Source organism: Shewanella sp. SM101 (assembly GCF_025654465.1).
In the GTDB taxonomy this organism is placed as follows: Bacteria; Pseudomonadota; Gammaproteobacteria; order Enterobacterales; family Shewanellaceae; genus Shewanella; species Shewanella oncorhynchi.
Genome location: NZ_JAKKRH010000038.1, coordinates 31,722 through 44,096 on the forward strand (window position 1 = coordinate 31,722; position 12,375 = coordinate 44,096).

The following is a 12,375-nucleotide window of genomic DNA, read 5'->3' on the forward strand; positions in this document are numbered from 1 at the left end:
AGGCGTTTTTTGTTGTATTTTATTGTATTCGATACCTAATTTGTGATTAAAAGCATCAGTTTTTTGATGAGAAATAGGTAAATTGTGATATCGTCTTTTGATTAAGTTGCCGTGTACAGGCATTGCAGCACTTTTCATTACTGGACGATATTTATGGCTGATAACTTCTCTTCTACCGCAGCGTTTCTCTGGTCGGTGGCCGACCTTCTGCGTGGAGACTTCAAGCAATCACAATATGGACGGATCATTTTACCGTTCACGCTGCTAAGACGCTTAGAATGTGTGCTCGAGTCAAGTAAATCCGATGTGTTAGCCAAATATGAAGCCGTAAAAGCTATGCCCTTTGAGGCGCAAGATAAACTACTCACTCACGCCGCCAAACACAGTTTTTACAATACTTCTAAGATGGATTTAAACCGCCTTGGTGAAACAGGCGTGGCCAGTAACTTAGAAAGTTATATTCAATCATTCAGCCCCAATGCGCGCGAGATATTTGAACATTTCGACTTTTTTAATACCATCGATAAATTAGCAGAAGCAGATTTACTGTATAAAGTAACCAAACGCTTTGCCACAACAGACTTACACCCTGACAATATTAGTAACTATGGCATGGGTTTAGTGTTTGAAGAGTTAATCAGACGTTTTGCTGAAAGCTCCAATGAAACCGCGGGTGAGCACTTTACCCCAAGGGATATTGTACGTTTAACCACTTCATTAGTATTCAGTAACGATGATGATGTGCTGACTCAAGCAGGGTTAGTGCGCTCTATCTATGACCCAACAGCAGGAACAGGTGGTTTCTTATCGTCAGGTATGGAATATGTTCATGAGCTAAATGAAAAGGCTTCATTGTCAGCCTTTGGTCAAGAGCTTAACCCAGAATCATACGCCATCTGTAAAGCCGATATGCTGATTAAAGGGCAAAAGGTCGATAATATTAAATTAGGTAATACCCTATCTAATGATCAACTACGTGCTGATAAATTTGACTATATGCTATCAAACCCTCCATTTGGTGTAGATTGGAAGAAAATCGAAAAGTTCATCAATGATGAGCGGAACGAAAAAGGCTTTGAAGGTCGTTTTGGTGCAGGTTTACCACGAGTATCTGACGGTTCGTTATTATTCTTAATGCACCTCGTCAGTAAAATGCGTCCGCAGCATGAAGGTGGTTCACGTATCGGTATTATCTTGAATGGCTCACCACTGTTTACAGGTGGCGCAGGAAGTGGTGAAAGTGAGATTAGACGCTACATTCTTGAAAATGACCTACTTGAAGCCATTGTTGCACTCCCTACCGATATGTTCTACAACACGGGCATTGCTACTTATGTTTGGGTTTTATCCAGCCATAAGCCAGCTAATCGTAAAGGTAAAGTGCAGCTTATTAACGCATCAAAAGAACGTGCTAAAACAGGCGGTCGTGGGCGCAGTGGTGGCGGTGAATCTGCTGAAGAAGTTGAAAATGTATTTTATCAAGCGATGCGTAAATCGTTAGGCAGTAAACGCAAAGAACTGACCGAAGAAAGTATTGATATTATCGTTAAAACCTATGGTCAATTTGTTGAAAATGATTTTAGTAAGATTTTTGATTACAAAGCATTTGGCTATCGCAGAATTACCGTTGAGCGTCCACTTCAATTGGCTATTTACCCAAAAGACGCACTACGTCTTGAAGCCTTGCAAGCCGATAACGCTTGGTTAAAAATGGATGAAACTACCCAACAAGTCATTCTTGATGCCCTCACTTCCTTTGAACAAGATAAATACTTTTCTCGTGATAAGTTCCTCAAGCAATTAAAAACCAAACTAGAAAGCGCAGCCAAAGCAGTCAAACTCAGCGCTGTTCAGTTAAAACTAATCGTCAAACATCTTGGCGAGCACGATGACGAAGCTGAAGTATGTAAAACAAAAGGTCAGATTGAAGCTAACCCAGATTTACGTGATAACGAAAATGTGCCACTAACTGAGTCAGTTGATGAATATTTTGCCCGTGAAGTATTACCACACGTTCCAGATGCATGGATTGAGGGCAGTAAAACAGATGATAAAGATGGTGAAGTCGGTATTGTCGGCTATGAAATCCCATTCAACCGCCATTTCTATGTGTATGAACCACCAAGAGCATTAGAAGCCATTGATGCTGATTTAGATGCAGTATCGGCTGAAATAATGCAACTACTTAACGAGGTGCATTCATAATGACAGGTCGTTATAAGGAATATCCTGAATATAAAGAATCTGGTGTTGAATGGCTTGAAAATATCCCCGCTCATTGGAGTTCAAAATCACTCAAGTTTTTATGCACATATAATGATGATGTTATCTATGAAACCACAGATCCTGAGACTATAATTGAATACGTTGATATCGGTAGCGTTTCTGCGGTAGAAGGCATTTCAAAAACAGAAAAAGTAGCTTTTGGAAAGTCACCATCAAGAGCTAGAAGAATAGTTCGTAACGGTGATGTTATTGTTTCAACAGTAAGAACCTACCTAGAAGCAATCGCACCAATTACAAACCCACCTGAAAATATGATTGTATCCACAGGCTTTGCTGTAATTAGACCTAACAGCAAACTAGATAAGGGTTTTGCTGCTTATTGCTTACGAGCAAAAGGCTTTATCAGAGAAGTTGTCGCTCGTTCTGTGGGTATTAGCTACCCAGCAATTAATGCTACTGAATTAGTAGGCATAAGCGTTCCTTATCTTCCATATGAAGAACAACAAAAAATAGCCAACTTCCTCGATCACGAAACCGCCAAGATCGACACCTTAATCGACAAACAAGAAAAGTTGATTGAGCTGTTAAAAGAAAAGCGCCAAGCGGTTATCTCTCACGCAGTGACCAAAGGCATCTCTTATAAAGGGCAGCCAAACGCACCAATGAAAGACTCTGGTGTGGAATGGTTGGGTGAAGTACCTGAGCATTGGGTGAAAATAGCTTTTAAAAAAGTAATCAAAACGAGGAAAGGTGTCGCCTTTAGCACATCTGATTTCTGCGATAATGGTGTTCGAGTTGTAAAAGCTAGCGATATAAAGCTTCTTTCTCTAAGACAGTCGGATGTATTTCTTCCGATAAACTTTATTAAAAAATACCCGAAAGCATATTTAACTCAAGGTAATATCATACTGAGTACTGTAGGTAGCAGTCCCGATGTGAAAAATAGTGCTGTAGGCCAGATTGCAATGGTGCCAAAAGAGTTAGATAACACTTTACTGAACCAAAATACGGTTGTTTTTGAACCTATTGATAAAAAAATTGATAGAGATTATTTATTCTTTTTATTACAAACAACAGCCTACCGAGACCATTTAGATTTACACGCTCATGGAACAGCAAACCAAGCAAGTCTGAATGTTGCAGATATGCTCAATTTTAAATGCTTTACCCCGCCACTTAATGAGCAAAAACATATTGCAGTGCATTTATATAAGTTCTTAGAAATAGTATCAACTTTAGAAACTAGAGTAATCAATGCTATTCAGCTCATGCAAGAACGAAAAACGGCTCTTATTTCCGCAGCAGTAACGGGAAATATTGATGTTCGAGATTGGACTGCGTCAGGTGAGGTTTAAGGATAATTATGGAAGAACCAAGAAAAATCGGGGCTGTTTCTACGTTTGTGACTGAAATAGCTAAAATCAAGCCGAGAAAGGGTTATTCATTGTTTTTCCGAGGTCAAACCAAAGAAAGTTATAAGCCTTTTCCTTCAGTGTTTCGTCATACCGATCTAAATAATGACAAAAGCTCTTTATTCTCTGAGCGAGAGCATATTATGTTCGAGCAGTTGATAGCTTCTTGTCCTAATGACTTTTTAAGCTGCCAATCGGCATTTGATCACCTTGTAAAAATGCAACATTATGGACTTCCCACTCGGTTGCTTGATATCACCAGCAACCCATTGGTAGCCTTGTACTTTGCGAGTAACTCTCACGCAGGTGGAGGTAAGGGAGGGTCTGATGGTGAGGTTATCATCTACGAAATCAAAGATGAGGCAATTAAGTTTCACGGCAGTGATACCGTCACTGTGATTAGTAACTTAGCAAGGATGGATGAGAATTTTGTTTATCCTTTAATAAAAAAGGATGAACAGTCCGAAGCTGAACGGAAGATGGTCGGTAAGTTGTTGCACTCAATATATGCAGAAAAACCTTACTTCAAAGATGTAATAGTACCAGAACATTTGTATTCAATTCAGTCTGTTAGGCCGAAGCTTGATAATCCTAGAGTTATTCGTCAGAGTGGTGCTTTTTTGCTTTTTGGGATGGGAGTAAACAAGGTGCTTCCATCTGAAGAACTGGATAATCTCTATAAGAAAATTGATGTTGAAAGCTTAAAAAGTAAGGGTAGCAAAACAACATATTTTTCAGAGACTCAAGATCGAGGTTGTGTACTGAAGATTAACTCCGAAGCAAAGAATAAGATCATTCTAGACCTAGAAGGGCTAGGGATTTCAAAGGCAACATTGTTCCCTGAGATTGATGAAGTTGCTCAACACATTAAGTCTCAAACGGCTGAATACCTAAAGGATTAGAAGATGGCTGACGCAGCACAAGAAAAAATATTCCAAAACGACATCCTTGACCAAATGCAGTCTCAAGGCTGGTTGCTAGGTGAGTCGAAAAAATACAACAGACAATTAGCACTTTACCCCGATGATGTGATTGTTTTTGCTAAGGAAACTCAGCCTGAACAATGGGATAAACTATCAAAGCACTATCCAGACACTGACCGTAATCCGACAGCTACCGCTGATGCGTTACTTAAATCAATAGAGCGTGATTTAAAAGCGAAAGGTACGTTATGGGTATTGCGTAACCAGATAAAAGATCGGGGCGCTAAGTTTACTCTTTGTAGTTTCAAGCCAGATCATAATTTAAACCCTGATGCGTTGATTCGTTATCAGCAAAACATTCTGCGGGTTGTGCCTGAGCTAGTTTACTCACCTAATGGCTATGACGGTCGGTTAGATTTAACCTTGTTTGTGAATGGAATTCCCGTTGCGACTTGTGAGCTGAAATCAGAGTTTAAGCAGTCGATTAACAATGCCAAAGTCCAGTACATGAAGGATAGGCAACCTAAAGATCCTATAACTAATAAATCAGAGCCACTATTAACCTTTAAACGGGGTGCATTGGTTCACTTTGCGATAAGCCAATATAACGTGGCTATGACTACACGCTTGGCGGGTAAAAAGACCTACTTTTTACCGTTTGACCAAGGCACCGCTGATGGTGGTCAAGGTAACGATATCCCTTCAAATGAAAGTGAATATGCAACCGCTTATCTTTGGAATGAAATCTTCCAGAAAGATAATTTGTTGTTGATTTTAAGCCGTTATATTCATCTTGAAGTGAAAGATGAAGAGCAATTAGACGGGTCGATCCAAACTAAAGAAACCCTGATTTTTCCTCGTTACCACCAATGGGCGGTAGTATCTAAACTACTGAACACCCTTGATATTGAAGGTACTGGACAAAAATACCTTATTCAGCACAGTGCAGGTAGCGGAAAATCTAATTCGATTGCGTGGCTAGCACATCAACTTGCGTCAAAACACTATACTTCGCCTGCGATAGAAAGCGATCACCCTGAACTGGGTAAAAAAGTTGGTGATAAGGTGTTTGACTCTGTAATTGTGATTACTGACAGAACGGTACTTGATAGCCAGTTACAAGATACGATTTATCAGTTTGACCATAATGAAGGCATGATTGCACGTGTTAATCGTGAAGAATCACAAGGCAGTAAATCAAGCCAATTAGCTGGAGAATTAAAAGCCAGCACATCAATCATTATTGTAACAATTCAAACTTTCCCACATGTTTTAGAAGCCATTCGTCAAGACTCTACGCTTGCTGGTCGAAGTTTTGCGGTTATTGCTGATGAAGCGCACTCAAGCCAAACGGGAACTACAGCTCGAAAACTCCGTGAAGTGTTAATGTCAGAGCAACTTGAAGGGGATGAAGAGCTAGACAGTGAAGATATGCTGCGTTTATCGCTTGAAGCGCGTAAAGGCTCAAACAACATCAGCTATTTTGCATTTACGGCTACGCCTAAGGCTAAGACGTTAGAGCTATTTGGCCGCAGACCTGATCTGGACTCCCCTGCAAGTGATATCAATAAACCGTTGGCATTCCATGTTTATTCAATGCGCCAAGCCATTGAAGAAGGCTTTATTCTGGATGTGTTACAGAATTACACCAGTTATCGAGTGGCTTATCAGTTAGCACATGAACACCCTGAAACCGACCATGAAGTAGATAGTAAAAAAGCCGCTTCCAAAATGGCTAAATGGATAAGGTTACATCCTTACAATATCAGCCAGAAAGTGGAAACAATCATTGAGCACTTCAATAGTAAAATTAAACACTTACTAGGTGGTGAAGCAAAGGCTATGGTGGTAACCAGTAGCCGTTTAGAAGCGGTGCGTTATAAATTAGCGTTTGAAAAGTATGTACAAACTAAAGGCTACGAGAATATCAATGCAATGGTGGCGTTTTCGGGGGAGGTGAATGATCCTGATTTGCCAGATCAACCATTTACTGAAAATAACATGAACCCAAACTTGCGTGGTAGGGATATGCGCAAAGCATTTGATACTACGGATTATCAGGTCATGTTAGTAGCCAATAAATTTCAAACAGGTTTTGATCAACCCAAATTAGTCGCTATGTACGTTGATAAGCCCTTAAAAGGTGTTGAGTGTATTCAAACGTTATCAAGGTTAAACCGCACATTTAAAGGCAAGGATATGACCTTTGTGCTCGATTTTGTGAACAATCCCGAGGATGTATTAAAAGAGTTTAAAGTGTATTTTGAAACGGCTGAACTTTCAGGCGTGTCAGATCCTAATATTGTTTATGAAATCATGGATAAACTTGCAAAGGTCGGCATTTACCAGTGGTTTGAAGTGGAAGCATTTGTCACTGCCTATAACAGTAAACATGCCAGCCAAGCAAAACTGGCTAACCTCTGTAAAGCACCTGTTGAACGCTTTGCTGTACGCTACAAAGAGGCGACGATTGTGTTGCAGACTGCACAGGCCGAGCTTTCAAAAGCGAAAATGGTACAGAATGATAAAGCGATTAAGTTTGCTGAAAACAGCGTGAAACATGCAAAAGAAGCCCGAGATATTTTAGAGGTGTTTAAGAAAGATTTAATTTCATTCTATCGCTATTACGAGTTTAGCTCTCAGATAGTTGATTTTAATGACTACGACCTAGAAAAACTGAGCATCTTTGCTAAGCATCTACATCCATTGTTACGCTTTGATATGCTGGAGGATGATGTCGATCTTTCTGATGTTGTGATGACACATTACCGTTTGCATGAACAGCGTGAAGCGAACTTGCAGTTAGGAACAAAAATAGGTGAAGAGCCTAAGTCTTATTTAGCGCCGAGTAAGGAAGGCGCTGGCGCGGCACCTAAAGATCCGAAAACTGAGCTATTGAATGAAATTATCGCTCGAATGAACGATTTGTTTGTTGAAGATGGTTTATCTGAAACCGATATGATCAACTATGCAAATACCATAGCGGGTAAAGTATCTGAAAATGAAATCGTCATGGATCAGTTGCGCAATAATACTAAAGAACAAGCCATGTTAGGCCAGTTTCCAGAGTCAATTAATACCGCAGTGATTGAAAGTATGGGCATTCATGAGCAAATGGCAATGAAGGTATTGTCCAATGAAGCCGTTGCGAGAGGCTTTGCAGGCTTGATGTTTGACATGCTGATGAAGGGCTTGGGAAAGTCAGTTGATAAAGCTGGTATGAATGCTGAGGGATAGTTAATGAAGAAAGACGTCTTAACCCAAGAGGAGCAACTGCAACAGATTGAGGGGCTAAAATCTTTTCCTTTCTTTCATGGTCCGAACCTTGATGTGTATGGCTTTAGCTATTGGCTTTATGATTGCTTGACTCGTGATGGCTATGAAAATATTCGCCCAAATGAGATTATGGATCTGCTTCTTGAGCTTGCAGTTCCTTGTGCAACAGAAAAAGGTCATATTTTTGAAGCTCCAATACTGGATATGAATGAAGATAAAAAGTGGTTTTATCCAGAGGGGAAAACCATTTTGCTACATATCGCACCAATATCTAGCTTTATTCATGATTTTATTTACGAGATAGGTGATAGGTACTTAAAGGTTGCACACGATATTGAAGTGCCTAACTTCGCTTATTGGCTAAAAAGAGAAGATATTTTTACTTTTACTTACTTGCATACATTTTTTTCGCAGCTACGTGGTCTAATGAAACAGGTTACTTCATTGCGTGCAATGCTGATGGAACTGCATCTATCAAAGAACTTTGGTGTAGAGTTTGGCAGTTTATCCGCAAGCTTAAAAGAAAAGGATGAACTTCATAAGTACGCCCACAATAGGATCAACATGGCAATTGAGCAAGAGTTTTACCTTGAAGCTATTACTCTTACTGAGAGTATTATCTCTGATCGGTTGTCGATGGTGTTGTATCTTCGGGGCGAAAAAGCGAAATCAAAAACCTTAAATAAACTTGTTGTTTTATCTTCAGCGATCTTGCCTGATACATTATCCCATAGAATAGATGAATGGCGTCAGCTTAGAAACTTTGCGCTTCACAATCTTGTCAGAAGTTCACCTATCGATAAGCAGGTATCACCATCAGAATTCAATACTAAAGCAAAGGACATCGCTATTTCTGGTAATAAGCTGGTAGCAGATTTAGAGGTTTGGTTTGATGGTTTTTTAGCTGATGAGATGAACCCTTACAACATTAGAATTTCTGACAAACTAGAACGAATGAACTGAACGCTAATGTAAAACCAATATATTTTAGTGTGTAAGCTGAAACCAGTATTTTTAATGGAAATATATCACCAAACCAATTAATTGAGCATGGGACATGTTTGTGTATAGATAGAAGCTAAAAACACAACCAGAAACTAACCGTTTTTGGTTGTGCTTAATTCTTTCTGTTAATCCATCAATCTGATATCGAAACGATCCGCTAGAAAACTGATGATTTTCACAGCTTCTAACTCAATATTAGTTTGATGACGGTTTGCATCGATGAGGTATTGTTCCAAGCTGAGATAGCTTGAAGATGCAAAGTAATTAGTCGTTGTCTCAAGATTACTATCTTCAATGTTTTTTAGCGCAAGCAGTAGTAGGTTACTACAGGAATTTAAGTTTATTTTTCGTTGTTTAATGATGTCTCGCAACATATTTGCATATGTTATCGCGACGTCCTTTGAACTTCCTGATGTGATACTTTGAAGTGAAACCCAATCGGCATGCCATTCTTTTAAAATGTTGATGATTCGACTTGGTACGATAACTGCTGAAGATTGTTTAGTGGTGATTGATAAGCCCATTTTTGTCTCCTTTATATTTTTTAGGCAAAAGGAGGCTTAACGGCACAAAATCAGGTTTTGTGACACCTCCCACTCAGTAATAAATTCACTAAGATTTGGTCAAACATTTGGTATCCTATTTGGATGTTTTTACGTGTTTAGATTGGTTTTTTACCTGCTATTACAAGCCGATAGAAGCACTCACTTGGGTAGTAAAACTGCACTATTTCGATTGCAATACTGAAGTTAATACTATCCATAGACTTTAACTTATTAAGTCTGTAGTTCTTCCCTTCATACAAGCACCTGACGAACTCATATAGTCGGGGCTGTTGTTCTATTATTTTTGCAAGTTCTTCATATGATAGATCCATAGATATTCTCCTTTGATTTGTTTGTTGGCTCGATTACGTATCGTGACTTAAAATGCTGCCTTTTACACGGCAGGTACTTTCTGTGCTGTTACTGAAGCATGGTATTCATGCTGTTTGTTGCATCCACCTCCTTAACAAGAACCCAGCGTGTCCCTGGTTTAAGATCCTTGTACTTACCTTGATAGTATCTTTTTGCTCGAAGATTCCTGTAAAACGGGATTCGATACTTAATTTTTCGAGCTTCACCCGCAGATTTATTTTGTACTGGAGCGCATAGCATTAGCCCTTTGAAAGCTGATCTATTTTTTCCTATTGGGAGTGTTACTGCTGACTTTGGATAACCATCAACAAGCTTCTTACCATCAGTCGCTGAGTGATAAACGCATATAGACAACGCTATTCTAGTTAAAGCATCTAAAACATCTGTGCTTCGATTCGGTAAAGGTTTTTTAGCATTCTTTGTTAGTGTTTCTGTAAGTATTGGGATAGGACTGAAACATGAATCCGTTCTAAATTCCTCGCTTCTGTAATGGACATGGACACATAACTGGTTAGGATATGTGGTTGCGAACTCTCCCCAAATTGTTTGACATTTGTCTTTGTATAAATCAACAAACTCTTGTTCTGTCATAATGGTCACAAGGCAACTAGTTAGTTTTACACCGTTAACTAGCGTTCCTTTCGGAAATGATAAGGCAAAAGATTTAAAAGGAGGCTGAACAGTAAAGTTGTTTTTAAAATCGAACTCAGCAGTAAAAAGGTTGTTAGCCAATGCTTCGTTTTCGATAAAGATGACAGGAGAGCCGCATTCACTCCATAACATTTCTTCACTAAGTATTTTTCCCATACCAAGGTTAAATTCACTTTCACCTTCAGTTTCAATGAGTCTCTGCCTGACGATAGATAATAAATCTTGAAGATTGACTGGCTTTTTTCCAAAGATCTTTCTCAAAGCTGCTTTACCTTGACGGTTACTTTTAAAGCTATCTAATTGAGTTTTATATATAGAATAGTTCATTATTTTCCCTTAATTATTAGTATGTTAACTTTTGGTTTTGCTGGTTAAATAAACTTTCGAAGCCATCAGTAATCCGCCTCATCGATGATTTTTGTTCATTGTTACCTCCATTTTTCTAGTCTCACCAAATTTGAAGCGCACGAATCCTGTCTGGTGAGTCCAGCATTAATTTTTTATCTTAAATTTTGGGTGCAAGAAGCCGTAAATCATTTAGAAAATGACTTTCGATAACTCACGTACGAGGTTTGTTCGAATTTAGCTTGAGTTGGCATGTTTCATCATTTTCTCTCCTGTTTTTTTATTCTGGCTGAAGAGTAGGCGACCAGAATCTGATTCTAGTTCCACACCTCCAATAATGATTTATCTATTTGTATTAGCTTATTCATAATTTACTTGTGTTTTTTCAAATACACGTTTGACAACGTTGCACATGTTATCAACTGAAACTGAATAGTCAAGTGTATTTAAAAGTCAAGTTAAAAATATATTTTTTTATTTTTTAAATTCTTCAACAAGTAAATTAAAAACAATGTGTTATAAAAATCAATATTTTTTGCTTTTTTAAAATAATTGTGATTCATTTTTTGACTTTTAATTTTTTTATGGTTTATTGAAATTAACTAGTGTGCTTTTTCACTAGTGTCATCGGAATCAATTTATGGAGAACAACGAAAATACTAGTGTGTTGACACTCATCAAACAGAAGTTTTTAGCATCACAATCTGCAATTAAGTCAGTCAAGCAACTTGATTTTTATATATCACGAGGGCGAACAGCTAACGATAAACTGACTGCAAAAAAATTTACGCAATTTCTAAAACAGCATCAACTCACTCAAATTTTGAAACAAGCTGGATCTGATGCTACAGAGGATGAAAATTCTAAAAGTTTGACTGAAGTTAAAGCACTGCTTGAGTCTATTGAAATCGAACAGCCGAAAAAGAAAAAAAATGATCAGGTGGTGTTGGAGCAGGTACTAAAGATTTACCGAAGTTTTATCGAAAGTGGTGAGGAGTTTAAGTTCAAAAAACCTTGGTTAGATCATCTGGTGTTGGGTTTACCCAAAAATGCCAAATCAGGAGAAGTTTATTTAGGTGGTAATGATCTACTTTTAAGTCTCTTGCAAGGCGAATTAGGCTTAGATTTACCCTTTTTCCTAAATCGATCAAATATTGAACAGCTTAATCTTGATGTACCTAGTGAGTGTATAGCAGTGTGTCAGAAAGTAGTTGAGCTTTACGTTCATGAAACTTTAGATAGTAATGATCCAGAGAAATGGATATCGACAAAGAAGTATAAGTTGTTAACACCACAAGTGCAGGAAATATATCGCCAACAACAAATTATCAAGCAATTCGATATTTTTCATCATTCGCAATTTACTAATGGTGTAGTGGTCAACTAAATTTGGCCACGGCTTTAGAATCTTCCCAAAATCTTCGCTCTGATTCATTTGGGCTTAATCCTGCATTATAATGATGTGGCCTGACTTGGTTGTAATAGCCAATAATATAATCAGTCACATCTTGTTTAGCTTCAACAAAACTCTTATAGCCTTGCGTTGGCACCCATTCCGTTTTTAAACTCCTGAAAAATCGCTCCATTGGCGCATTATCCCAGCAGTTACCTCGGCGACTC

General features: G+C 38.5%; 9 protein-coding genes. 6 read left to right on the forward strand and 3 right to left on the reverse strand.

The window, feature by feature from the left end; translation table 11 throughout:
- Positions 1-153 precede the first annotated feature (153 nt).
- Genes L5M38_RS18295 through L5M38_RS18315 form a run of 5 tightly spaced genes read left to right on the forward strand, consistent with a single transcriptional unit; the run spans position 154 to position 8,800 of the window.
- Positions 154-2,205 carry a class I SAM-dependent DNA methyltransferase gene (locus tag L5M38_RS18295; RefSeq protein WP_263179917.1) on the forward strand — a complete coding sequence of 684 codons (2,052 nt, stop codon included), beginning with the start codon at positions 154-156 and terminating at the stop codon, positions 2,203-2,205.
- On the forward strand, positions 2,205-3,581 hold the full coding sequence (locus L5M38_RS18300) for a restriction endonuclease subunit S (protein ID WP_263179919.1): 1,377 nt from the start codon (positions 2,205-2,207) through the stop codon (positions 3,579-3,581). The genes L5M38_RS18295 and L5M38_RS18300 overlap by 1 nt, the downstream gene beginning before the upstream one ends.
- 8 nt (positions 3,582-3,589) lie before the next feature.
- Complete coding sequence (locus L5M38_RS18305) at positions 3,590-4,540, forward strand: FRG domain-containing protein (RefSeq protein WP_263171023.1); 951 nt, start codon at positions 3,590-3,592, stop codon at positions 4,538-4,540.
- Between the two features lie 3 nt (positions 4,541-4,543).
- Entirely contained in the window at positions 4,544-7,798 is a 3,255-nt protein-coding gene (locus L5M38_RS18310) for a type I restriction endonuclease subunit R (protein ID WP_263179920.1), read from the forward strand.
- 3 nt (positions 7,799-7,801) lie between these two features.
- Entirely contained in the window at positions 7,802-8,800 is a 999-nt protein-coding gene (locus L5M38_RS18315) for a hypothetical protein (RefSeq protein ID WP_263179921.1), read from the forward strand.
- A 167-nt stretch (positions 8,801-8,967) separates the two neighbouring features.
- Here the strand turns inward: L5M38_RS18315 and L5M38_RS18320 are convergent, their stop codons facing one another.
- On the reverse strand, positions 8,968-9,366 hold the full coding sequence (locus tag L5M38_RS18320; protein WP_107402176.1) for a hypothetical protein: 399 nt from the start codon (positions 9,364-9,366) through the stop codon (positions 8,968-8,970).
- A gap of 441 nt (positions 9,367-9,807) precedes the next feature.
- Positions 9,808-10,737 (reverse strand): hypothetical protein, encoded by a 930-nt coding sequence (locus L5M38_RS18325; protein WP_263179922.1) that lies wholly within the window; start codon positions 10,735-10,737, stop codon positions 9,808-9,810.
- Positions 10,738-11,395: 658 nt separating this feature from the next.
- Here L5M38_RS18325 and L5M38_RS18330 point away from each other — a divergent pair.
- Positions 11,396-12,142: an ArdC-like ssDNA-binding domain-containing protein gene (locus L5M38_RS18330; RefSeq protein WP_263179923.1), complete on the forward strand. Its 747-nt coding sequence runs from the start codon at positions 11,396-11,398 to the stop codon at positions 12,140-12,142.
- Here L5M38_RS18330 and L5M38_RS18335 read toward each other — a convergent pair.
- The coding region (locus tag L5M38_RS18335) for an integrase core domain-containing protein (RefSeq protein WP_263179147.1) at positions 12,135-12,375 on the reverse strand (241 nt) is incomplete at its 5' end. The genes L5M38_RS18330 and L5M38_RS18335 overlap by 8 nt on opposite strands.